Raw genomic sequence first — 25459 nt, forward strand, 5'->3', positions numbered from 1 at the left:
TCCTATAGAGAGCATCCAGCTGGTGGAAAGGATGCAGGTAATGATTATGGGACCATCCCTTGTGAGCTGTTTTCTTGAAAATAATAGTAAAGAAGGCCGTAATTTCTGCGTTAAAGAAATAGCATTCATGGGATGTGAAGTGGTGATGTCAATCACAATCTAAGTGGTACCGCGGAAACAAAGGTTTTCGTCTTAGACAGGTCATTCTAAGACGAAAGCCTTTTTTATATCTGTTTTATATGTATAAAGTAATTCTGGGGGGAATTTATTTATGAATGGTTTACTTTTACTTGGATTAGCAGCCCTTATCCTAGTAGTAGCCTATCTATGTTATGGTCGCTATTTAGTAAAAACTTGGGGTATTGATCCTAATGCAACAACACCTGCTGTTGCAAAAGAAGATGGCACAGACTTTGTACCTACTAATAAATGGTCAGTCTTTGCACATCAGTTCTCATCTATCGCTGGGGCTGGACCAGTTACTGGACCAGTTATGGCTATGGTATTTGGCTGGTTACCTGCATTCTTATGGGTAGTCATCGGTGGTGTATTCTTCGGTGCTGTACAGGACTTCGGTGCACTTTATGCTTCAGTTAAATCTGAAGGTAAGTCAATGGGTCAGATCATCGAAAAATACATTGGTAGAACTGGTAAGAAATTATTCTTCTTATTCTGCTGGGTCTTCACATTAATCGTTATTGCTGCATTCGCAGATATGGTTGCTGGAACATTCAATGGTTTCAGTGCTGAAGGAGCTAAGCTTGCACCTAATGCCAGTGCTGCTTCTATCTCTATTCTTTATGTATTTGTTGCTATGGCATTTGGTTTATTATTACGTAAGGTTAACTTAGAAGGTTGGCCAAAGGTTGTACTTGGAATTGTCTTAATCGTTGCAATGCTTGCAGTGGGTATCAAATTCCCTGTATATGCAACTAAAACTACTTGGATTTATTTAGTATTTGTTTATATTTTCTTTGCATCTGTTACGCCAATGTGGTTATTAAAAGGTCCACGTGACTACTTAACTACATTCTTATTCATCGGTATGATTGCTGCTGCATTTGTAGGTGTATTCTTAAGTAACCCAACTGTTACTGTACCAGCATTCACTGGATTTAAATCAGCTACAGGAAGTTACTTATTCCCAACATTATTTGTAACTATCGCTTGTGGTGCCGTATCTGGTTTCCATTCTCTTGTATCTTCTGAAACATCTTCTAAGATGGTTAAGAATGAAAAAGATATGCTTCAGGTTGGTTATGGTTCAATGTTATTAGAATCATTACTTGCTGTATTAGTTATCGTCATCGTTGGTTCATTACCAAACTTAAAACAGACTGGTGTCTTAGATACAGCTCTTGCTAACATGGCTTTAGCTGATACTGCTACACCTTTCACTAAGTTCTCTGCTGGTGTAACTGGTTTAGTCGCACAGTTTGGTTTACCACAGTCTTGGGGACTTTGTATTATGACTATGTTCGTTTCTGCTCTTGCATTAACTTCATTAGATGCAGTTGCTAGAATCTCACGTATGTCTTTCCAGGAATTCTTCGAAGTAGAAGAAGGAGAAACACCATCACAATTAGTATCAGTCTTAACTAATAAATATGTCTCTACACTCATTTCACTCTTCTTTGGCTATTTATTAAGCTTAGGCGGATATGTTAACATCTGGCCATTATTCGGTTCAGCAAACCAGTTACTTGCTGCAATGGTATTAATCTCACTTGCTGTATTCTTAAAGGTTACTGGAAGAAAAGGTTTCATGTTATATGTACCAATGGTATTAATGTTTGTTGTAACTATGACAGCATTAGTACAGGCTATTTATGGTATCTGCATGAAGTTATTCGTAACTGGTGGTTTCATGATCATGACAGATGGTCTACAATTAGTCGTTGCTGTATTATTAGTCGCTCTTGGTCTTATGATTACTTTCCATTCAACTGGTAAGTTAGTAAATTCAAAAGCTGAATAATTATTTCTGAAGTCCCTACTAGTAGGGGCTTTTTTTCAAGCTTTGAAAACGTCAGAGAGAGTCTGAATCTCATGTTATTATATGTAATCATTTACAAAATAAATATCTTTACACATGTTGTGAAATTATAATGTATTTTCATATTGAGGCAATTAATACACTTAGGAAAATAACAAAAATAGAACTTTTTTACTCATGAAAATGAGAAAAAATGCCACTTTTTCAATTGTTAAATTCATAAATAACTATAATTCTATTACATATTGAAAGAAATTTACAAAAGGGTATTGACGAGTGAAAAAATGTTTTTTAAAATAGACTTGTGTCTAGAGAGCGGACACAGCAAACTGCCCTGAAGCATGTTCTATAACTAGTCATGTAGAGCATGCTGGTTCCTAGAACCGGGGCACTTTGTTTGAATATTCAGACATGATTCTTAAGAGTCATGTCTTTTTGATTACATGATGTCTAATACTTAATTTTTCTTTTTCTGAAAATCCTTGTAACCGCATAACTAATTTAGATATAATGGCGTAGGTTATCAGGAGGAAAAGTATGAAACACCTACAAATGAAATACAATTGTATCCAGTTCTTATATTGGATCACTAACTGTACGATTTTTGGCTATGTAGCCATCTTCTTACAATATAAGGGATTAACGAACACAGAAATAGGGATAGTGACTGCTATGGGAAGTATCATGATGCTTTTGCTTTCCGCAAATATCTCTAACTTACCGAATCAATTTGAAAAGCTGACTCCCCACAATGTCATCTTAGGAATCTATGCTATATTATTTGCATCATTTAGTGCCCTGTACTTTGTCACACTCCCTAAAGTCATTGTTATGGTACTTTATATCGCATTATTATTCTTGAGTACTTGTGTTGTTCCATTCTTATCACAATTCGCAATGGATTATGTAAAGATGGGTTCAGATATCAACTTCGGGCTTGCTAGAGGACTTGGGTCATTCTCTTATGCATCAAGTGCCTTTTTAATGGGATACTTAGTAGAATGGTTAGAACCATCTGTTATTTATATTGTCTTTATTGTTTCAAGCATTCTATTTATCATTAATTTGTTGATTCTCCCACACTCTACTATTAAGAATGAATCAACAGAAAAACCAGCCAATCCATTTGGCTTGATTACTAAATATAAGAAGTTCTTCTTCTTTCTATTAGGGTTTGGATTTGCGATTGCAGGTGCCACTTCTTTATCTACTTACTTAATTAATATAGTTAAGAAGCTAGGTGGGGATTCATCGTTCTATGGTATCGCCATATTCTTTATGGCAGCAAGTGAAACACCATTCATGACAATGACTTATCGCTTAAAGAAAAGATTTGGACCTGAGAAGCTTATTGTCTTTGGTCTCATTATGTATATCTTTAGAAACTTTCTGATTGCTTTAGCACCTAGCCTATTTGTCTTATTAATAGGTATGGTATTCCAGGGATGTTCTTATGGATTGCTTTTTGCTACTTATACATATTATTGTAATGATGTCTTGTCTGAAGCAGATCAGATGGCAGGACAGACACTTATTACAATGATGGCTAATGGTTTTGGGTTCTGCTTAGGAAGTTATTTAGGTGGTGTTTTACAGGATACATTGGGTTTAACAAGTATGCTGATCTTTGCCATGATTGTTACACTTGTTGGTGCATTGATTGGTGTATGTACGTATAAATTTATGAAAGACTAGAGGAAGAGAAATCTTCCTTTTTTTAATATGATATTAATTAAATACAAAAAATGAGCGTAAAGGGTTACATAATGGTATAAAAATGATATAATTACCACGCTATGAAAATATAACACTTTTTTTTATGATTATTGTATTTCTTCATTTCTTCTTAAGAAACAAAATGTTTTAAGTAATGTGATTTTTTACAGTTATGGAAGAAATAAATGTATAATAATAGTAGATACACTACAGAAGAGGGGGATTGAGTTGAACTTTTTACAGAAATTAGGGAAATCCCTGATGCTTCCGGTGACCATTATGCCACTGGCTGCATTACTAAAAGGTATTGGCTACTGGATTGACCCTTTGGGATGGGGAGTGAATAATCCGTTCGCTGCTTTTTTGATATTATCAGGTGGTGTCGTGATTGATAATCTTCCTATACTATTTGCGATTGCAGTTGCCATAGGAATGACAGATAAGAAGAATACAACGCTATCTCTTGCAGCTGTCATCAATTATCTGATGATTACTAAAATATTATCACCCGAAGGTATTTCACTTATATCAGGTCTTCATATCAGCAAGGTTGCACTTGCATTTCATGATACAAGTAATGCCTTTATAGGTATTATAGTAGGACTTATAGTGGCATATTGTTTTAAGAAGTTTAATCATATTGAACTGCCAGGACCTCTTTCATTTTTTAGTGGTGAGAGATTTATTCCTATTATATCAGGTCTAGTTACACTTCTTTTTGCAGGTGTATTTATCTATGTATGGCCATTGCTTTATGATGCATTTATTCATTTTGGAACATGGATGTCCCATTTAGGACCAATGAGTGCAGGTCTCTATGGATTCTTTAATAGACTACTTATACCTACAGGACTGCATCATGCATTAAATTCAGTATTCTGGTTCAATGTAGCAGGCATTAATGATATAGGACGTTTCTGGGGCACAGTATCTGGTGGAATCAAAGGAATCACAGGTATGTATCAAGCAGGCTTTTTCCCTGTTATGATGTTTGGCTTACCTTGTGGTGCATTGGCTATTTATCAATCAGCTGATAAAGAAAATAGAAAGAAAATAGGTGTATTGATGTTCTCTGCAGCACTTGCTTCTTTTTTGACAGGTATTACAGAACCGTTGGAATTCTCTTTCATGTTCTTAGCACCAAGTCTCTTTATCGCTCATGCTATTATGACTGGTATAATGATGTTTATTGCAGCAAGTATGCATTGGCTGGCAGGATTTAGCTTTTCTGCAGGGCTTATTGATTATATGTTAAGTTTTAAGGCACCATTTTCTTATCAGGCTATTCATTTGATTCCTTTAGGAATTATCTGTGGTGCACTCTATTATGTCGTATTTAGAAGTATGATTCTTCATTTTAATCTCATGACACCAGGAAGAATGAAAGAAGAAACAAAAGAAGTGAAGACAAGTCTCGCATTTGATTATGATGATCTCGCTATTTCTTTTGTAGAAGCACTTGGTGGTAGAAGTAATTGTTTATCTGCAGACGCATGTATTACACGTTTAAGACTCGAAGTCAAGGATACAAGTCTCATTAATAGAGATGAGATTACACGTCTAGGCTTTGATCATGTGGTGGAGGCAGGAGAACACTATGTGCAGATACTTGTTGGTACACATGCTCAGTTTATAGCAGATGCGATGAACGATATATTAATGTAAAGGGGAATATTATGAGAATAATCAAGATCTTCAATAATAATAGTGTTGCCGCTATTTCTCCAGAACTAGGTGACATTATTTTAACCGGTTCAGGTATTGGCTTTCAGAAGAAAGTAGGGGATGTCGTAGATTCTCAAAAAATTGAGAAGACTTATCTGTTTAAGGAAAATCCACATAAAAGATTAGAAAGAGAAGATAATATCTCTCCAGACTGTTATGAAATTACCAATCAGATTGTCTCACGTGCGATTAAGAAACTTCGTTCACGTTATTATGGAGAAATATTCCTAACAATGACTGATCATATCTCATTCGCGTTAAAACGCAAGGTAGAAAATATCAAACTGCCTTATGTCGTACTTGGAGATGTCAGTGTTCTTTATAAAGATGAATATGAAATTGGCTTATGGGCATTAAGTTATATTAAGAAAAAGACAGGTATAACTTTAGATATAGAAGAAGCCAATTATATCGCATTGCATCTTGTTAACTTCTCTATGGACAATAATACGCATAATGCGACTAAGATCATGAGCTTTGTGACAGATATTATCGGTATTATTGAAAATAGTATGAAGATCACTCTTTCACCACAGTCTTTAAGCTATGCAAGACTTTCTACTCATCTCAAATACTTAGCTGAACGTATCTTCACAGGACAGGAAATCAACCTAAAAGACACAACAGAGGATATCAGAGAACTCTTAAAAGAGAATCTAAGATTATCTATGTGCATTAACCGTATTGTAAAACATATTAAAGATAAATATAAATATGATTTATCACCGGATGAACAGACTTTCTTATGCATCCATATTAAACGTATCATGCAATAATTGATGAAAACGCTTGTAATATAAAAAATATACTGCTATACTATTCAAGTAAATGTGGATTGTTACTCTAAGCAGGCAAGACCAAATAAAGATTATGACACCTTTTTTGTCATACTTTATTTGGTCTTTATTTTTTGTAAAAATCCATGTTGAATACTCATTTTACAATTTTCAAGGAGCATAAAATGAGAAAAAATATAAAAGAAAGGAGAACATGATGAAAGGAAAGAAAGTCATTACTTATGCAGTAAGTTTTCTTGTTGCATTAGGCTGTGTATCTGCTTTTCCAATGGCTGTACAGGCAGATACAGGGTATGAAGTCTATCCTAATCCTCATACAATGAGCTATTCAAATGGGGATTATGAAATGACAAATCAGGTCAATGTTGTCTATGAAGATGGTATTGATGCTGATACAAAAGCAAGACTTAATGAAGTTCTTGCATTAAAAGGCATGAGTGCAAGTGTTTCTAGCGAAAAGAAAGCGGGAAAGACAAACATTCTTGTTGGTATTAAGAATTCTAACCAATATGTAGATCAGCATTTTGGTTCTTATTCTACTTCAGGCTTATTTGATAAGCTTGATTCATATGCTTTAAAGTCAGATAAGGGCACTATTTCTATCTTAGGTAAAGATACAGATGCTGCTTTTTATGGCCTTACAAGCTTATATCACATTTTTAAGCAGGTAGAGGGGAAAACAATTAGAAACTTCTCTATCGAAGACTATGCGGATGTTGCAAGCCGTGGTTTTATTGAAGGTTATTATGGTAATCCATGGTCAACAGAAGATCGTTGTAAATTGATGGAATGGGGTGGCTATTATAAGCTTAACTCATATTTCTATGCTCCTAAAGATGATCCAAAGCATAATGCTAAGTGGCGTGAACTTTATACTGATCAGGAAATTGAAACAAAGATCAAACCACTTGCTGAGGCTGGAAACAAATCTAAATGCCGTTTCGTATTTGCCTTACATCCTTATATGAATCACGCTATACGTTATAACTCTGAAGAAAACTATCAGGCTGACCTCAAGGTTATGCAGGCTAAGTTTAAACAGGTTATTGATGCTGGTGTTCGTCAGATTGCAATTCTTGCAGACGATGCGGGCAACGTAGGTGGCGCTAATTATACAAGAACATTGACAGATATGTCTAACTGGCTTAAAGAATTACAGCCTTCTTACCCTGGCTTAAAGCTCACATTACCATTCTGTACTCAGGAATATATGGGTTATGGTCAGTCATACTACCGTAATTTCCCTGAAAACGTACAGATTATCATGACTGGTGGACGTGTATGGGGTGAAGTAACAAACAACTTCACATCATCATTCACTAATACTGCAGGTCGTGGTCCTTATATGTGGATCAACTGGCCATGTACTGATAACTCTAAGAAGCATCTAATCATGGGTGGTTATACAACATTCCTTCATCCAGGTGTTGATCCTTCTAAGATACAGGGTATTGTATTAAACCCAATGCAGCAGTCTGAACCAAGTAAGGTTGCAATATTCGGTAATGCATGTTATTCATGGAATATCTGGCAGACTGAAGAAGAAGCAAATAAGTGCTATAATGCTTCATTCAAATATGTGGATCATAATGGTTATGAAGAAACAGCCGCTTCAACGGCTTTAAGAGAATTATCTAAGCATATGATCAACCAGAACATGGATAGCAGAGTGACTCGCTTAGAAGAATCTGTTGAATTAAGAGATAAGCTTCAAGCATTCAAGACTAAAGTAACTAAAGGTGAAAAGATTTCTGATGAAGAATTTGATGAATTAATCAATGCCTTTACAGTATTACAGAATGCATCTAAGACTTATCGTGAAAGCGGTAACGAAAGAATCAAGTCTCAGATTGTTTACTGGTTAAACTGCTGGGATGATACAACAAATGCTGCTTTAAACTATATTAAAGGTATTAAAGCTGCACAGAATGAAGAAGACAATGCAACTATCTGGGATTACTATTCAACAGCACAGGCTGCTTTTGAAAAGAGTAAGTCTTATGGTTTCCACTATGTGGATCATTTAGAATATGCTGAAGTAGGTGTACAGCATATTGTCCCATTCATTAAATCACTTGATTCATACTTATCTGAAATTGCATCTACAATTGTTAATCCAGATAAGCAGATTGCGAAGTATATTACTAACCGTGAAGATACACCAGCAGGCAAAGAAGATAACATCTTTGATGGTAATGCTTCTACAGAATTAGTTTATAAGAGCCCTAATAGTATCTCTACAGGTACTTATGTAGGTATCAAGTATTCTAAGGCTATTGATGTGAACCATGTAATCTTTAGAATGGGTGCGAACTCTAACCCTAGAGATACATTCTTAAAAGCGAAAGTACAGTATACAACGGATGGTAAGAACTGGACGGATGTCAATGACACAGAATATGACTTACCAAACAATGTAGAATTAACAGACCTTAACCTTAAGGGTGTTAAGGGTATCCGTATGATTGCAACTGAAGATAAGAGTAACACTTGGTTAGGTGTAAGAGATATCTTAGTTAACCCAACAACTACTCCTTCATCAAGCACTGATAAGGGTACATTATCTATGACTAAGATTGGTGTAAAGGGTGGTTCATTAGATAACTTATTAGATGATAATGAATCTACATATGCGCATTTTGCAGAATCTCCATATAAAGCAGGAGAAATCAAGGACTATATTCCAGTAGATGCTGCAGTGACTCTTACATTCAATAATCCTAAGAAGCTAGGTACTATCAACTTCGTACAGGATAGTGGTACTGATAAGATTACTAGATATGCATTAGAATATAGTGTTGATGGTACTAACTGGAAGACATTAAAAGAATATGCAGGTGATGCTACTGTTCATTTAAATGTTGAAGACCAGGATTTGACTGCTAAGGCAATTCGTGTAAGAAACCTTGAATTACATCTTTCAAGTAATACAGCAGGTTATTGGTGGAAGGTAAAGACATTCAACCATACTGATGTAGTCAATGAATATGATGACAAAGCTGTTTATACAAATACAGACTATAAGTTACATTCTAAGAGTACACTAGACCAGACTGCTTTAGTGTATACAAAAGAAATGACTTTAGCACCTAAACAGTATGTAGGTGTAAAGTTAGCACGTGTTAAAGACTTAAAACAGTTAGAACTTGATTATACTGGTGATGTTGTTGTTGAAGCATCAGTGAACGCTCATGATTGGGTAGAAGTCACTGATTTAAACAACAATCTTCCAGATGCACGTTATGTACGTTTAATCAATAAGAAGAGTTCTGATGTTAAGTTAACTCTTAATAAGTTTGTAGTACATTCTACAGAAGTCACTGCACCATACTTATATAAGACAACAATGACTATCAACCCATCTTGGGGTGTAGCAGAAGACACTAGAAACAATGGTGCTGCATTTGATGGCAACATTGATTCTACAACTGAATTTGGTGACCTTCCACAGAAGGGTCAGTATATCATCTATGACTTAGGTCAGATGAGAAATATCGATAAGCTTGCTATGTATTGTCAGGATAGTGCCGTTAACTATATCAGAGATGCTACTATTAGTGTTTCGAGTGATTTAGAAAACTGGACAGATGTTGTGACAATTGGTGATGGTGTCGAAAACATTGGTGATGCAGGTGTTCAGTGTATCGATTCTGATGCAGGATATAAGGCATCTAGTACATATCCAAATAAGGTTTATGTATCAGGTACTGCCAATCATGTACCAGCTCGTTACTTAAGAATCTTATTTACTGCATCTAACAACAATAGAGCTGTTGTATTCAACGAAATCATGATCAATGATGGTGAATATGCACCAGAAGACAATGACCCTACATTTGAATCTAATGTAACAGAAGCAAAAGGTTACAAGCCTCAGTATATGATTGATGGTGACCTATTAACTTCTTATAAGCCTGGTTCAAATAAAGCAGGTTACTTAACTTATACTCTTTCTGATAGATTAAATGTGAAGAAATTCAACATTATCCAGAAGGGTGAAATCAGTAATGCTAAGGTATATGCATTAATTGATAAAGAAGTGACTACACGTAACGTTCCTGAAGAAGATAAGGAATGGATTCAGTTAGGTACTTTAAGAAAGTCACTTAATGAATTCTATGTACCTCGTGGTAATGTTTATAAGTTAAAGTTTGAATGGGAAGAAAATAGTATTCCTACAATTTCTGAAATCATCCGCTTAACTGATGATGAATTCAAGAGTGAATGTGCTAAGAATCTTAAGGATTATATCGATTCATTAAAGGTTGAAGAAGATAAGTACACGACTGCAACTTATGAAGCATATAAGACTGCTAGAGCTGCTGCACTTAATGTTTATAACACTCAGACGGGTGAAAAGGATGCATTAGAAGAAGCAAAAGCTCACCTTAAAGCCTCTTATGATGCATTAGTGGCTCGTGGTGATGTCAAAGCATTAGAAGCAGAAATCAAGGCATTAGAAAAGCTTTCAAAGGATGACTATACTGAAGAAAGCTATAACGCTCTTATGAAAGTAAAAGCAGATGCTGAAAAACTTGCTAAGAACAAGGATGCATCTGTTGATGAAGTCAATGAAATGTTAGAAGCATTACGTAATGCGAAAGCTGCTCTTGTTACGAAGGCTTCTATCAGCAAGAAGACATTAAGAGACTATATCGATTCTAATAATTTGAAGACTCTTGATACTTCACTTTACTTGACTTCTACAGTAAAACCTTTCCAGGAAGCATTAAAGAAAGCAGAAGATATCTTAAATAAAGAAGATGCAACTGTTTCTGAAATAGAAGATGCTTATGCTTTACTTCAGGAAGCAAGAAAGAACCTTGTATTAAAGGCATCTGATGCAGAAGTTAAGGTATTAGAAAATAAAGTCGCTTCATTCAAGGAAGAAGACTATACAGCTTCTAGCTATAAGGCATTCTTGCCAGTATTAGAAGAAGTTAAGGAAGCATTAAAGGCGGAACATACAAGTGAAGAAATCACTGCATTAACTGAAAAGTTAGATGTAGCTTCTAAGAAACTTGTAAGAAGAGGCAATACTGCTGAACTTGATCTATTACTTGCTCAGGCTAAGAATACAGATAGTAAGTTATATACACAAAAGAGCTATAAGAACTTATTAGAAGTTATCAAGGCTATTGAGGAAGAACTAGAAAATAAAGAAGAATTAACTCAGGAAGAAGTAGATGCACTTACTAAGAAGTTAAGTGATGCGATGGCTCAGTTAGAAAAGAACCCTGAAATCACTCCAGAAACTCCTTCTAAACCATCTACACCTTCTAAACCTGAAACTCCTTCTAAACCTGGAACTGGTACTGAAACAACTAAACCAAACAAAAAACCACAGACTGGTGATTCTACTATGTTAGGTTTCGCTGCATTCTTTACTATGATTTCATTATTAGGTTATGTTCTTCTAAAGAAGAAAGAAGCATAAGATAAGGGAAGAACTTCGCAAGAGGTTCTTCTTTTTTTGCCTTTTTGCGAAGGTGATTTGCAGTAATTGTATTTTTATTATAAAATAGTCTCATTAGGGGAATTGATATGACAGAAATACAAGAAAAACTATTAGAAGCATTAAGTGCTTCTTTAAAGGGTGAGAGTGTTGAATGGGAACCACTTTCACAAGAAGAATTATCAGAATTATATAATCTTGCACAAATTCATCAAATATTACCTTTGGTTTATGAAGCAGTCTATAAATCTCAGGGTGTGAACCCACAGGTCAAAGCTATTTCTATGCGTGCAGCTATGACTCAGGCACTTTCTACAAGAGATTTCTTACAGCTTGTTAGTAAGATGAATGAAGCAAAGCTTTATCCATTAGTGGTAAAGGGTATTATTGCAAGAAAACTTTATCCTATTCCTGATGAAAGAGTATCAGGGGATGAGGACTTATTGATTACTAAAGATTTATTTCCTACTTACCACCAGTTCTTCACTGAACATAATTTAGTAACAGGAGATGATTTAGAACCTTATGAAGTCCCTTATCAGTTAAAGGGAAGTTCACTTTATATAGAACTTCATAAGACACTTTTCCAGGAAGAATCAGTTGCTTATGGGTCATGGAATCAGTTCTTTGAAAAAGCCCATGAGAGACGTACTGTTGAAGTGATAGAGGGTGTGGAAGTATCGACTATGTGTCCAACAGATCATTTCTTATTTCTTATACTTCATGCCTTTAAACACTTCCTTCATAGTGGTGTAGGTATTAGACAGGTCGCAGATATTATGATGTTTGCCTCTCATTATGAGATTGATTATGACTCTATTTTTAATGATCTTAAGAAGATTCATCTAGAAGTCTTTGGGGCAACATTATTATCTATTGGTAAGAAGTATTTACACGATGCACCTATTCCAGATAAGTATTTAGAATTAAGTGAGAATATGGATCACTTATTAGAAGATATACTTGATGCAGGGGTATATGGTAATAGTTCTATGAGCCGTAAGCATTCAGCTAATATGACACTCGAAGCGATTACTTTAGATGCACAAGGTAAAAAAGCCCATGCTTCTTTAAGAAGTACACTCTTCCCAAGTCGTAAGGACCTAGTAGGAAGATATCCTTATCTAGAAAAGCATGGTTATTTATTGCCTATTGCATGGTTCTCACGTATAGTGACATATATGAAGGAATCTTCATCAAGAGAAGATAATAAAGCGACAGAGACAATTAAGATAGGGAAAGAACGTGTCGCTTTAATGAAAGAATATAAGATCATCAAATAGAAGTGAGGGACAAAGATGAAGAAAATATTGAATTTCATAACTGATCATCGATTTATTATCGGTATACAGGCAGTATTAAGTATTATACTTGTGGTAAGTATTGCGTTAGTTAATATCTTACCAATGCGTTTCTTAATAGTGATAGGGGCATTCCTTGCAATTCTTACATTACTTATGTATTTATTCGCAAAACCTAGTTCTATTGAATCTAGAAATGTTCAGATCAGACCACTTATTGGTAAGATTATTTCTGTAGTTATTAGTATCTTCTTACTTGTGTGCTGTGTATTTATTCAAACAGGTAAGGCGGCTGTTAATCAGGTGACAAGTGAATACGATTATGTCACATATTCTTTAGTTGTAAAGAAGGAAAGTCCTTATTATAAGGCTGAAGATATCTTAAATAAGACAGTGGCTTATAATCCTAATGGAACAAAGATCAATGAAGCCTTAGATAGACTAAGTAAAAAAGTATCGAGTTATGGTATTAGTGAATTATATGGCGTAGAAGCAGTTGTGGATGCACTTTATAATAAACAGGCAGATGCTATTCTTATGAATGAAGGATCTCGTACACTCGTGAATGAATACAAAGAGTCATTCGACAAGGATACAAGAGTCATCTGGAGCTGTAAGTTTAAATCTTATAATAAGATTAAAGAAGAAAAGACACTCGATATCTTAAAAGATCCATTCTGTGTTTATATTTCAGGTATTGACTCTCGTGGTAGTGTTCAGGAAGTATCACGTAGTGACGTTAATATCTTGATGACAATCAATGTCCCTGCTCATCAGGTACTTGTGACAAGTATTCCTCGTGATGCATGGGTAACTCTTGCCGATGCGAAAGCGAAGGATAAATTAACACATTCTGGTTTGACAGGTACACAGAATACTGTAAAGACTGTAGAAAAGTTCTTAGATGTTGATATCAGCTATTATGCACGTGTGAACTTTGAATCATTGGTTAAAGTTGTAGATGCCTTAGGTGGTATTGATGTTTATTCTGATAAGAACTTAGAAGCCTGGACAGGACAGCCTATTAAAGAAGGCTGGAACCATATGAATGGTCAGATGGCTCTATCATTCTCAAGAGAACGTCATGCCTATATGAGTGGTGATCGTCATAGAGCACAGAACCAGCAGGATGTATTGCAGGCTATTATTAAGAAAATGGCTTCTCCTGCCATCATTACTCATTATACTGATATTCTCAATGCGATTGATGGTACATTCGTCACTGATATGCCAATGAATGAAATGGCGCGTGTGGCCAATGATCAGCTTAATACTGGTGCTGAATGGTCATTCCAGAAATCTATGGTATCAGGTAGTGGTAAGATGATGAAGGGTGGCTATTATATGCCTAACACAAACTTGTATTATATGATTCCTGATGAAAATAGCGTTAAACAGAATAAAGAATATATTAAGAAGATGTTGAAGGGTGAAAGCTTCACGGTACAATAAGCAGACTTTGGTCTGCTTTTTTCATAAACAATAGGTTTTATATGTCCGTGGATGTACAGTTAAAAATAGTACAAATAAAGTTTTTTACAGACTAAATAGTAGTATACAGATATTTAAAACTATAAAGTTGTATAAAAAAATACTTAAACACCTCTAAATAGGTTTTATCAAGCCTTTACACATATCATCCTATATAAATATAGGGTATAATAGTAATTGGAATTTGATGCAATATATAAAGGTTTTATGTAGGGTATATTGACGAGTTTACAAATAAATGGTAATTTGTACGTTGACAAAAAAAGGAAGGGATAAAATGCACAGGTTTAAAGAGAATCGAGTGATGTATCAGCGTATGTTGTTCTTGATGATCTTAGATGCGATGTTTACCGTACTTGCTTCGTTTGTAGCCATTTTTACAAGAATGGAGTTCAAAATTGATTGGTGGGTATGGAATAACTATTTAAAGATTATTGGAATTGATATATTAATTACGCTTGTTGTTTATTATGTATTTAGGCTTTATAAAAGTATGTGGAGGTATGCTTCTATTATAGAGGTCAGACGATTGCTTCTAGCAGTTATCTGCTCTGATTTTTTCAGAATGCTCCTCTATGTATTTGTATTAAGGGTAGAACTGCCACGTTCATGGTATATTCTTGAACCATGTATGCTTCTTATATTGAGTTCTACTTTGCGTTTCTTATATCGTGGAATGCGTTCAATGAAAAATGACAGTCCACTATTTGAACAGGACAAGCATTTAATCAATGTAATGATTATAGGAGCTGGGGAAGCAGGTAATGTGCTTCTTAGAGAAATCAAGAGAAGTTCTCATCTTCCAATGAAGGTTGTATGCTTCATTGATGATGATCCACTTAAACAGGGTTATTATATGAATGATGTACCGATTGTGGGTGATAGGGATGTCATTGGAGAGATGGTTAAGAAGTATGAGGTCGATGAGATTTATATTGCATTACCATCTGTATCTATCAATCAAAGAAGAGAATTGATGAATATCTGTAATGATACAGGATGTAAGATCAAGATTCTGCCAGGTATTTATCAGTTGATGAATGGGGAAGTGAAGGTTTCTAAGCTTAGAAATGTTGAGATTGAAGACCTTCTAGGAAGAGATCCGATTTCAGTTAATATGAATCAGATTGCCTCATATGTAGAAAATAGAACAGTTATGGTGACTGGCGGCGGAGGATCTATTGGTAGTGAGTTATGTAGACAGGTCGCTGCGAGACATCCAAGCAAATTGATTATTGTAGATATTTATGAGAATAATGCCTATGATATTCAGATGGAATTAAGAAATGCACATCCAGAATTGCAGCTAGATGTACGTATTGCATCTATTCGTGATGGAGAAAAGATTGATGCCTTATTTAATGAATTAAGACCAGAAGTAGTGTATCATGCAGCCGCCCATAAGCATGTACCACTTATGGAGGATTCTCCTAATGAAGCAATTAAAAACAATGTCTTTGGTACTTTGAATGTCGTAAGAGCTGCAGACAAGTATCATGTTAAGCGTTTTGTACAGATTTCTACAGATAAAGCAGTTAATCCAACCAATATCATGGGGGCAAGTAAACGTATGTGCGAGATGATTATTCAGGCATACAGCCGTCATTCTCGTACGGTATTTACAGCTGTAAGATTTGGGAATGTATTAGGATCTAATGGTTCTGTTATTCCTTTATTTAAGAAGCAGATTGCACATGGTGGACCTGTGACAGTGACTGATAAGAATATTATCCGTTATTTCATGACTATTCCAGAAGCTGTATCACTTGTTATGCAGGCAGGTATATTTGCGAAAGGTGGAGAAATATTCGTCCTAGATATGGGAGAACCAGTCAAGATTGATGATCTGGCAAGAAATCTAATCAAGTTATCTGGCTTTACTCCTGATGTAGATATCCCAATCATCTATACAGGACTAAGACCTGGTGAAAAACTTTATGAAGAATTATTAATGGATGAAGAAGGGTTACAGAAGACCGAGAATGGTTCTATTTTCATTGGTCATCCTCTAGATTTTGATGAAGAAGTTTATTTTGAAAAGTTACATCATCTAAGAGGTACGATTGATGATATGCATCAAGATGCAATCCGTGATGAAGTACAGAAAATTGTCTCTACTTATCATCCAGAATTAGGGGGAAAATAATGGAACAGAATACAAGAGATATACATGGTATCAAGTTCATCAGAGATGAAGATTTCATCTTAAGAGAAATTGCCGGTGAAGCCGTTCTTGTACCAGTAGGAGAAAATACAGAATTATCTAATTCTATTATTTCATTGAATGAAACAAGTGTCTTCTTATGGAAACTCTTTGATCATCCAGTGACTTATGATGAAGTATTAGATGAAGTATATAAAGAATATGAAGACCCTGAAGGAACAATCAGAATTGATGTATTGTCATTCATCAACGATTTTGTCGCTCATGGTTTAATCAAGGAAGTTGAATAATCAACTTCTTTTTATTTTCACATATATATGTTGTTAAAATTTGTGATTGATTTAGCTGATTGTGTAAATTATTTTTTTGTGTTAACATGACAATGTAAGGAATTTCATTATGAAGGGAGAAAATCAAATGAATCAGTCACAAAGCGTATTAGATTGCATTACTGTCCTTTATGATCAATTATTTGATGCAGAAAAGAAGATTGCGAAGTTCATACTTAATAATCCTAAAAAAGTAGTCGATATGACTGTATCTGAACTTGCAGAAATAAGTGATGTGTCTATTGCGTCTGTATCAAGATTTTGTCGTAAGGTGGGTTTAAAAGGTTTTGCCCAATTAAAAATATCTTTAGCTCAGGAACTTGTAGATACGCATAAGAGTGGAGAAGTATCTAATGATATTTCTGTGGATAATATTCCACAGTCTTTACAGAATATTCTCGCAAATAAGATTACTGAACTCAAACAGACAGTCAATCTTATTAACACAGACGAATTTAGAGAGATTCTAGAGGGTATTAGAGATGCCTCTAGAGTGCAGGTGATAGCAGTAGGAAATACGATTCCTGTAGCCATTGATGCAGCTTTTAAGTTCAATGAATTAGGTATACCAACAACTGCAGGAACGATCTGGGAAACTCAGCTCTCTTACTCTTTTACTTTAGGTAAGGGAGATGTCTTAATAGCCATTAGTAACTCAGGAGAATCCGATAAAGTATTAGAAGCAGTTAAAATCGCAAACAACAATAAAGCAATGACAATAGGTATTACTAATAGTCCTCACTCAGCGATTGGTGAAGAAGTACAATATCATATAACAACTGCCACACGTGAAAAACTTTTCCTCGATGAATTCTGTTTCTCTAGAGTATCAGCAAGTACAGTAATAGAGATTATCTTCTTGTTCTTGACAGAAATGATAGAAAACTCACATAAATCCATGATCAAGTGTGAAGAAATGTTTGCGGTAGATAAAAGATAATAACAGGATGGACAGTCTAGATGGCTGTCTGTTTTTGTATGATGTGAGCGACTCGTGAACGTATAATAGCTATAATTTAATTAAAATTCGGCAAAATAACAAAAAGCCGAATATCGTTTAAAAAAATCGTATTTAACTGTTAACAAACAACGAATAATCTATCATTGAGTAAATAGTAAATGAGGACTATAATCTTTGTTAAGATTATAAGAATAAGGGTATTAAGGGAAAAGAAAATGATACTCTAGTAGACTAATGAGTCTAAGATATTTAGGAACCGATAACACATATAGTATGACAATGATGTTTTTGCATCTAATCGTCATACTTTTTTGTTTTTATCAATTTTATAATTGCGTAAAATATTTACGTGAAACATATTGACAAAGAAAACCTTTACATAATATAATGAAGTCGGAAAAAAATATTTTTACAGAAAAAGGAGACCATGTAAATGATTTACACAATTACATTTAATCCAGCATTAGATTATGTTATCACAGTTGATCATTTCCAGAAGGGAATCGTCAACAGAGTATGTGAAGAACATATCTTCTGCGGAGGTAAGGGTATTAATGTTTCAGCCATCCTTAAGGAACTTGGTTATGAATCTCAGGCTCTAGGGTTTGTAGCAGGTTTTACTGGTGATGAAATTGTACGTCGTGCGAAGAGTGAGTATGATATCAATACTGATTTCATAAAGGTTGAAAAAGGTATGTCACGTATCAACGTGAAGATGCGTAGTGATGAAGAAACAGAAATCAATGGTATGGGACCTATGATCACTGATGAAGATGTAGCAAAGCTCTTTGAAAAGCTTGATACATTAAAAGAAGGAGATGTTCTTGTCCTTTCTGGTTCTATTCCTAAGTGCATCAGTCCTAGAATCTATGAAGAAATTCTAGAAAGATTACAGAACAAAGGTATCTTATTTGTCGTTGATGCAACTGGACAGTTACTAGTGAATGTATTGGCTTATCATCCATTCTTAATTAAGCCAAACAATCATGAAATCGAAGAAATCTTTGATGTAAAACTAGAAACTGAAGAAGATCTAGTTATGTATGCGAATAAGCTACAGAAAATGGGTGCACGTAATGTCTTGATTTCACTTGCAGGTGATGGTTCTTTATTAGTAGATGAAAACGGTAATACACATCGTTTAGGTGTATGTAAGGGTACAGTAAAGAATTCTGTTGGTGCTGGTGATTCAATGGTAGCTGGTTTTGTAGCTGGTTATCTTAATAATGGGGATTATGATGAAGCATTGGCTTTAGGTACAGCATGTGGTGGAGCAACTGCTTTCTCATATTCATTAGCAAAAAGAGACTTCATTGATGAATGTCTCGCACAATTGAAAGGAGAATAACATGAAAATTACTGAGTTATTGGACTTAAAGGGCATTGAACTTGGTGTCTCTGTAGGTTCAAAAGAAGAAGCAATTAACAAACTTGTTGACTTGATGTGTGCAACTGGCAAGATTTCAGACAAAGATGCATACAAAGAAGGTATCTTAGCACGTGAAGCATTAACTTCTACTGGTATTGGTGAAGGAATTGCTATTCCTCACGCACAGGTAGCAGCCGTTAAAGCTCCAGGGTTAGCAGCAATGACTGTGCCTGATGGTGTAGACTATGAATCATTAGATGGTCAGCCTGCTCATTTATTCTTTATGATTGCGGCACCTGCAGATGGTGGAAGCACTCATTTACAGGCATTAGCTAAACTATCAGCATTATTAATGGATGAAGCTTTCCGAAAGGATCTATTAAATGCGAAGACTCCAGAAGAATTCTTAAGCATGATTGATAAGAAGGAAGCAGAAAAAGATGCTGAAGAAGCTGCAGAAGCAGCTGCACCAGTAGTTACTGGTTATAAAGTATTAGCTGTTACTGCATGTCCTACAGGTATTGCGCATACATTCATGGCTGCAGAAAACTTAACTAAAGCAGGTGAAAAGCTTGGTGTACCACTAAAAGCTGAAACAAACGGTTCTGAAGGTATCGGAAATGCATTAACTGCAGATGAAATCGCAGCATGTGATGGTATCATTGTTGCAGCAGATAAGAATGTAGAAATGGCTCGTTTTGATGGTAAGCCAGTTCTTACAGTACCTGTTACTGAAGGTATCCGTCATCCTGAAGAATTAATCAATAAGATTGAAAACGGTGAAGCACCAATCTATCATGCAAGTGCAGATGCTAAAGAAGCAGCTGCTTCAGGTGAAAGTGCTGGTAGAAGCTTCTATAAGCACTTAATGAATGGTGTATCTCATATGTTACCATTCGTTGTAGCTGGTGGTATCATGATTGCTATCTCATTCTTAGTAGATGATAAGAGCGCAGGGGCTAAGTTTGGTTCATCAACTCCTCTTGCTGCTTGGTTCAATAACATGGGTAACGTATCATTTGGTATGATGTTACCAATTCTTTCTGGATTCATCGCAATGTCTATTGCGGACCGTCCAGGTTTAGCTGTAGGTTTCGCAGGTGGTTTACTTGCAAAATCTGGTGCAACTTTCTTAGATCCTAGTGCTGCAAAAGTTGCTGCAACTCCAGGTTTCTTAGGAGCATTATTATATGGTTTCGTAGCTGGTTATATCATTCTATTCTTAAAGAAGTTATTTAAAGGCTTACCAAAATCATTAGATGGTGTTAAACCTATTCTTTTATACCCATTACTTGGTGTATTCTGTATGGCTGTATTTGCAAGTGCCATCAACCCATTAATGTCTATCATTAACCAGGCTTTAACTAACTTCTTAAGCGGTTTAGGTAACTATGGTATTATTCTTGGTGTTGTAGCTGGTGGTATGATGTCTATCGATATGGGTGGTCCATTCAACAAGGCTGCTTATGTAACAGCAACTGGTTTACTTGCAAGTGGTAACTATATCTTAATGGCAGCTGTCATGGCTGGTGGTATGGTACCTCCTCTAGCAATCGCTTTATCTACTACATTCTTCAAGAATAAGTGGACTGAAGACGAAAGAAATGCTGGTTTAGTAAACTATATCATGGGATTATCTTTCATTTCTGAAGGTGCTATTCCATTTGCAGCCAATGACCCAATCCATGTTATTCCATCATGCGTTATTGGTTCAGCAGTCGCTGGTGGTTTATCAGTCGCATTCAATTGTCAGTTAAGAGCACCTCATGGTGGTGTATTCGTTATCGCAACTGTAAGCAACTGGCCATTATACTTACTTGCTATTGCAGCAGGTTCAGTAGTAGGATGCTTAATTCTTTCTGCATTAAAGAAAGCTAAATAGTGATTATGAAGTGTCAGGTAAAACTGGCACTTTTTATTATACAATAATGGGTAAAATGTAAAAAATGTTACAGAAAAGTGTAATGAATAATGAAAAGATGTTGTAAAAAGATGGGGGTATGGTAGAATTTCATTTGTCTTTCTAAAAAAAGACATAATATCGAAGAAAGGGGGAAAACAAGTGTGAAACAAAAATCAATCTAAACGTATAAAAAAAGACAAACTTAAAAACAAGTTTGAATAATTTAGAAAAAATAGAATAATTGAATATTATGGTTTAGTTAATTTAGAAACGTCAAAACCTGATTTCTTAAGAAACTCAATTGCTGATTCTTCTGTTAAATCTTGTTGCTTTATAGGTGGATTAGGATTTCTAAATGATTCATAATCTGAAGGATTAAATGTCTCTCCAGTAAGAATCATATGGTATATACTGACAAGCATCATTCTTGCAATTGCGATAATGGCTTTCTTGTGACCTCGTCTCTTTTTGATACGAGAATACTTAATTCCAAAATAGCCCTCCTTATCTTTGATTGCTCCAAGAGCACACTGAACTAATAAAGGTTTTAAATATTGACCTGCTTTAGAAATACGAACTGATTTTTTCTTATTAGCACTTTCGTTATTTGCAGGTGCTAATCCAGCCCAACAGGTTAGTTGTTTATCTGATTCGAATTGTTTCATATCTACTCCGATTTCTGAAATAATAAGGATTGCAGATAAAGTGCTGATGCCTGGTAGTTGGGTGATGTGCATGAATTGATCGAACATTGGTGCTGCACGTTTCATCATTTCGATTTCACAGTTATCAATATGGACTTGTAATTCTTCCATATGAGTCATTGACTCATTCATTTTAAACCTTTGATCAGTTTCAATATTGCAGTGTTTAATGGAATCTAGAATCTTATCTTTATTTTTACACGATCTATGGATACATTTCAAAATTTTCTCATCTTCAATGATATCTGACTCAAGTACTTCTTTCATGATTGCTTGTGCAGACTTTCCAAACGGATCTGAAAATACAGAACCAATACCGATATTGGAAACTGTCATACAGTTCTGATATCGATTACGTTCAGAGGAACGCATCCCAACCAATTTATAGCGATAGCGAGATATTTCTCGTAAAGCTCTTATTTCTTTGGGTGGTATAAAAGAAAATTTGATTAGATCATGTTTAAATAAATCACAGATCCATTTTGAATCTTTCTTGTCAGTTTTCTTTCCTTTAATTGCTTTGACATATTTTGGATGAGTTAAGTAAATATTGATTTCATCTTCTAAGATGTTGAAAATTGGAATCCAATATTTACCAGTAGATTCCATGCATGCATCAAAGCATTTGTGATTAATGAGCCACTGTTTAAGATTCAGTAAATCATGGTTTAAAGTTGAAAACGTTTCTTGGATGTATTCAGTAATACGAGTTTTCTTATTAGTAATACCGATTGTAGCCACAATGATATTCTTGTGAACATCCATGCCACAGCAGATTGGTCTAACAATCTTCATAAAAAAATCTCTCCTTTCATTGAAAGAAGAGAAGTGGCATTGACTGCTATCTAAGCTAATCACTCAGTTGATTGTACAATCATAAGTGTCCTGGCTCTAAGTCCAACTTATTTGTGCTTGAAAAGATAGCGGCGACTTATAAATATTCAGGATATTCTATTTAAGTAGAATTGCCTACTCACCCCTACGTGCTCTGTAGTATACCACCTCTCTTTGATTATACTATTATATCGAGAGGCACACTAGAGTTTTGGTGGATTTGAGTTTGGTTATATATTTGTGTCCGCGCAACGAAGGTGCGGGGAAATGGAGGAAAATATGAAAAAATGGACAAGACCTGTAGTTGTAGAAGAACAGTTTACAGCGAACTCTAATGTCAGCGTATGTTATAGCTTAGTTTGTACATTACCTGGCAAGGATCCTTATACTGAAGATGGTTCATCTAATTCATTTATTACAGAATCTAAAGTTAAAGATAGAGGTTCAATCCACTCAATTTGGGGAGAACAATCTTTCCGTTGGGAAGAAAAGCATAATTCTAACTGTTCTTTACCTGCGCGTTATAATGAAGATACAGGCGTATTTAAAGAATCAGGTGGTAATGCTGCTCAGGTTTCAAATATCAGAATTGATAAAGCACATCCAGCTGCAGATGGTAGATATCCTGCAATTTGGACAAGTAATTATATAGGATTAGATTATCATCATATGGGATATGCAGTAGATGATTCTGTTGGTCATCCACTTAGATCTTAATATATGAAGTATTGAAGGTAGTGAAAGCTACCTTTTTTTATTTGATAGATGAAGATAATAGGATTGTATATGATTATAAGAATTTTCCTTGGTTTATAACACTGATGATGGTCTTATTAAAAATGTTTCAAAAAAGTAACATTTAACAATGAAAAAATATTGTAAAAAGTATGTGGTATGTTAAAATATCACTTGTCTGTCGAAAGAAGAACAGAACATCTAAATGGAAGGGGGAAAATAAATATGAAGAAATGGTTAACACCTAGCGCAATCCAGGAAGATCTTATGGCTGATGCTGCAGTTGCAGAATCATCATGCGGTAGCTATAATGCGACTCTTTTTTGCGCTATTCCAGGTCAAGATAAGAATCATGTAGATGATGGTTGGCAGCCTAAACGTGATGATTCAGGACTTTGGCATTTATCTGAATGTGTTATACCAGGTAATGCTGATATAACTGCCGGTACTGGAATGGAAAGCGGATTCAATCCACATACAATTTATAACATCAAAATCGGTAGCAAAGTGGATGATATGAACTCTTATGTAGATTCAAATGTTGGGAACTATGATGGAAGTAAATTCGCTGTTGGTGGTATTTACAAAGCATCATGGAAGAGTGATGCAAACGGAGACGTATATAAGCATTATGGATTAGCTAAAATTAATAAATTCACAAAATTTGATCCAACACATCCAAATAGATCTTAAACTATAAAACATTGAAAAAGCTTATGAAATATATTAATATTTCAGTAAGCTTTTTTATTTTGGAATGAAGGGGAGAATTATATGGAACCAATGGAAGATGCCAATACCGTCGAAAGGATGCTTATTCATAAGGCTGCAAGTGTGAAATCACCTGCCAACGGTAGTATAGAACTATTACCTCTATGCAATATGAACTGTGATATGTGTTATGTTCATTTAACTCATAAACAATTAGAAGAAGCAGGAGGAAGAATTCATACAGGTAAAGAATGGTTAGAAATAGGGAAACAAATGGTAGAGAATGGAACACTATTCTTATTACTTACTGGTGGAGAACCATTACTACATCCTGATTTTAAAGAAATCTATTTAGGTCTTAAAAAGATGGGTATTGTTATTACGATCAATACGAATGCGACACTCATAGATGAATCATGGGTAGAATTCTTTAAACAACATACGCCTAGACGTATTAATATTACTTTATATGGCTCTAGTAATGAGACATATGAAAGATTATGTCATTATAAGAATGGTTATGATAAGGTTATGAATTCTATTAAGATGTTACAGGAAGCAGATATTCCTGTAAGAGTAGGTTTCTCTCTTGCAAAGAATAACCAGAAGGATGCAGGAGATGTATTAAAGATGGTCACTGATATGGATATTCCAATCTCATTTGATACATATATGCTTCCTGCAACACGTGAAAGAAAGTTACCTTATAATCAACAGGCAAGACTTGCACCAGAAGATGCAGCTCTTACTTTCGCTCATAATCTAGATAAGATTGATTCTATTGATCATGTCGAAGAGTATGTGAATAAACAGCTTAAATTAGTAGAAGATAGAGTGATTGGTGAAGAACAGGAAGGACAAATGGAATGTCTGGCTGGAAGATGTTCTTATACAGTAAACTGGCAGGGTGAAATGCATCCATGTGTTATTTTAACTGCACCTACCGCCAATGTCTTTGAGGTGGGCTTTAAACAGGCCTGGGAGACTGTTTCTGATGGGTGTTCAAAGATCAGATTATATTCTGGATGTTCTGTATGTAAATTAAAGCCTATTTGTCGTACATGTGCTGCAAGCCATTTATTAGAATCTGGCAGCTATATGGGTAAGCCAGAATATATGTGTACCTATACAGAAACACTCTATGAAGAATATAAGAGAATGAAGAAGAATTTCGAGAAGTAAGAATTACTCTTACTTCTTTTTGTCCTTATATATAAGTTCTCTACAAATATATAAAATATTATGGTAGAATGGCAATAACTATCAGA

16 protein-coding genes and 1 other annotated feature (1 of these 17 running past the window's edge) are annotated in these 25459 nt (G+C 35.1%); of the genes, 15 read left to right on the top strand and 1 reads right to left on the bottom strand.

The genetic code is table 11. The annotated features are described in order from the left end of the window. Nucleotides 1–198, top strand: a binding site (T-box leader) (it extends 37 nt beyond the left edge of the window). A gap of 73 nt (nt 199–271) precedes the next feature. The 12 genes from NQ499_RS05605 to NQ499_RS05660 all read left to right on the top strand — a co-directional run bounded on the left by NQ499_RS05605 (nt 272) and on the right by NQ499_RS05660 (nt 21186). Further along, nucleotides 272–1978, top strand: a complete 1707-nt coding sequence (locus tag NQ499_RS05605) for a carbon starvation CstA family protein (protein ID WP_006504580.1) — start codon at nt 272–274, stop codon at nt 1976–1978. Between the two features lie 555 nt (nt 1979–2533). Further along, entirely contained in the window at nt 2534–3691 is a 1158-nt protein-coding gene (locus NQ499_RS05610; protein ID WP_006504579.1) for an MFS transporter, read from the top strand. 177 nt (nt 3692–3868) lie between these two features. Beyond that, nucleotides 3869–5377, top strand: coding sequence for an N-acetylglucosamine-specific PTS transporter subunit IIBC (gene nagE / locus NQ499_RS05615; protein ID WP_006504578.1), 1509 nt, complete (start codon nt 3869–3871; stop codon nt 5375–5377). 11 nt (nt 5378–5388) lie between these two features. Next, nucleotides 5389–6213, top strand: a complete 825-nt coding sequence (locus NQ499_RS05620; protein ID WP_006504577.1) for a PRD domain-containing protein — start codon at nt 5389–5391, stop codon at nt 6211–6213. Nucleotides 6214–6430: 217 nt separating this feature from the next. Beyond that, nucleotides 6431–11671: a beta-N-acetylglucosaminidase domain-containing protein gene (locus NQ499_RS05625; protein WP_238319811.1), complete on the top strand. Its 5241-nt coding sequence runs from the start codon at nt 6431–6433 to the stop codon at nt 11669–11671. Nucleotides 11672–11778: 107 nt separating this feature from the next. After that, nucleotides 11779–12972, top strand: a complete 1194-nt coding sequence (locus tag NQ499_RS05630; RefSeq protein ID WP_006504575.1) for a nucleotidyltransferase domain-containing protein — start codon at nt 11779–11781, stop codon at nt 12970–12972. Nucleotides 12973–12987: 15 nt separating this feature from the next. Continuing rightward, nucleotides 12988–14442: an LCP family protein gene (locus NQ499_RS05635; protein WP_006504574.1), complete on the top strand. Its 1455-nt coding sequence runs from the start codon at nt 12988–12990 to the stop codon at nt 14440–14442. Between the two features lie 316 nt (nt 14443–14758). Next, a complete protein-coding gene (locus NQ499_RS05640; RefSeq protein WP_040389585.1) occupies nt 14759–16627 on the top strand; it encodes a polysaccharide biosynthesis protein in 1869 nt (622 codons plus the stop codon). Beyond that, a complete protein-coding gene (locus tag NQ499_RS05645) occupies nt 16627–16935 on the top strand; it encodes a PqqD family protein (RefSeq protein ID WP_006504572.1) in 309 nt (102 codons plus the stop codon). Before NQ499_RS05640 ends, NQ499_RS05645 begins: the two co-directional genes overlap by 1 nt. 127 nt (nt 16936–17062) lie before the next feature. Beyond that, a complete protein-coding gene (locus tag NQ499_RS05650; RefSeq protein WP_040389584.1) occupies nt 17063–17914 on the top strand; it encodes a MurR/RpiR family transcriptional regulator in 852 nt (283 codons plus the stop codon). Between the two features lie 454 nt (nt 17915–18368). After that, entirely contained in the window at nt 18369–19283 is a 915-nt protein-coding gene (pfkB, locus tag NQ499_RS05655) for a 1-phosphofructokinase (RefSeq protein WP_006504570.1), read from the top strand. Nucleotide 19284: 1 nt separating this feature from the next. Then, nucleotides 19285–21186: a PTS fructose transporter subunit IIABC gene (locus NQ499_RS05660; protein ID WP_006504569.1), complete on the top strand. Its 1902-nt coding sequence runs from the start codon at nt 19285–19287 to the stop codon at nt 21184–21186. A 269-nt stretch (nt 21187–21455) separates the two neighbouring features. On the opposite strand, the gene NQ499_RS05665 is transcribed toward NQ499_RS05660, so the two are convergent. Further along, the gene (locus NQ499_RS05665; protein WP_259848552.1) at nt 21456–22706 is read right to left on the bottom strand and encodes an IS110 family RNA-guided transposase; all 1251 of its coding nucleotides are present in this window, start codon (nt 22704–22706) and stop codon (nt 21456–21458) included. Nucleotides 22707–23024: 318 nt separating this feature from the next. Here NQ499_RS05665 and NQ499_RS05670 point away from each other — a divergent pair, with 318 nt between their 5' ends. The 3 genes from NQ499_RS05670 to NQ499_RS05680 all read left to right on the top strand — a co-directional run bounded on the left by NQ499_RS05670 (nt 23025) and on the right by NQ499_RS05680 (nt 25373). Then, nucleotides 23025–23462 (top strand): hypothetical protein, encoded by a 438-nt coding sequence (locus tag NQ499_RS05670; RefSeq protein WP_259848695.1) that lies wholly within the window; start codon nt 23025–23027, stop codon nt 23460–23462. Nucleotides 23463–23705: 243 nt separating this feature from the next. Beyond that, a complete protein-coding gene (locus NQ499_RS05675; RefSeq protein ID WP_040389704.1) occupies nt 23706–24173 on the top strand; it encodes a hypothetical protein in 468 nt (155 codons plus the stop codon). Nucleotides 24174–24254: 81 nt separating this feature from the next. After that, on the top strand, nt 24255–25373 hold the full coding sequence (locus tag NQ499_RS05680) for a radical SAM protein (RefSeq protein ID WP_006505018.1): 1119 nt from the start codon (nt 24255–24257) through the stop codon (nt 25371–25373). The last annotated feature ends 86 nt before the right edge of the window (nt 25374–25459 follow it).

Source organism: Catenibacterium mitsuokai, from assembly GCF_025148785.1.
Lineage (GTDB): Bacteria > Bacillota_I > Bacilli_A > Erysipelotrichales > Coprobacillaceae > Catenibacterium > Catenibacterium mitsuoka.

What these genes read in the sequence shown, in the direction of transcription:
- NQ499_RS05605 (WP_006504580.1), top strand. Translation starts at nt 272, where the DNA reads ATGAATGGTTTACTTTTACTTGGATTAGCAGCCCTTATCCTAGTAGTA.
- NQ499_RS05610 (WP_006504579.1), top strand. Translation starts at nt 2,534, where the DNA reads ATGAAACACCTACAAATGAAATACAATTGTATCCAGTTCTTATATTGG.
- NQ499_RS05620 (WP_006504577.1), top strand. Translation starts at nt 5,389, where the DNA reads ATGAGAATAATCAAGATCTTCAATAATAATAGTGTTGCCGCTATTTCT.
- NQ499_RS05625 (WP_238319811.1), top strand. Translation starts at nt 6,431, where the DNA reads ATGAAAGGAAAGAAAGTCATTACTTATGCAGTAAGTTTTCTTGTTGCA.
- NQ499_RS05630 (WP_006504575.1), top strand. Translation starts at nt 11,779, where the DNA reads ATGACAGAAATACAAGAAAAACTATTAGAAGCATTAAGTGCTTCTTTA.
- NQ499_RS05635 (WP_006504574.1), top strand. Translation starts at nt 12,988, where the DNA reads ATGAAGAAAATATTGAATTTCATAACTGATCATCGATTTATTATCGGT.
- NQ499_RS05640 (WP_040389585.1), top strand. Translation starts at nt 14,759, where the DNA reads ATGCACAGGTTTAAAGAGAATCGAGTGATGTATCAGCGTATGTTGTTC.
- NQ499_RS05645 (WP_006504572.1), top strand. Translation starts at nt 16,627, where the DNA reads ATGGAACAGAATACAAGAGATATACATGGTATCAAGTTCATCAGAGAT.
- NQ499_RS05650 (WP_040389584.1), top strand. Translation starts at nt 17,063, where the DNA reads ATGAATCAGTCACAAAGCGTATTAGATTGCATTACTGTCCTTTATGAT.
- pfkB (WP_006504570.1), top strand. Translation starts at nt 18,369, where the DNA reads ATGATTTACACAATTACATTTAATCCAGCATTAGATTATGTTATCACA.
- NQ499_RS05660 (WP_006504569.1), top strand. Translation starts at nt 19,285, where the DNA reads ATGAAAATTACTGAGTTATTGGACTTAAAGGGCATTGAACTTGGTGTC.
- NQ499_RS05665 (WP_259848552.1), bottom strand. Translation starts at nt 22,706, where the DNA reads ATGAAGATTGTTAGACCAATCTGCTGTGGCATGGATGTTCACAAGAAT.
- NQ499_RS05670 (WP_259848695.1), top strand. Translation starts at nt 23,025, where the DNA reads ATGAAAAAATGGACAAGACCTGTAGTTGTAGAAGAACAGTTTACAGCG.
- NQ499_RS05675 (WP_040389704.1), top strand. Translation starts at nt 23,706, where the DNA reads ATGAAGAAATGGTTAACACCTAGCGCAATCCAGGAAGATCTTATGGCT.
- NQ499_RS05680 (WP_006505018.1), top strand. Translation starts at nt 24,255, where the DNA reads ATGGAACCAATGGAAGATGCCAATACCGTCGAAAGGATGCTTATTCAT.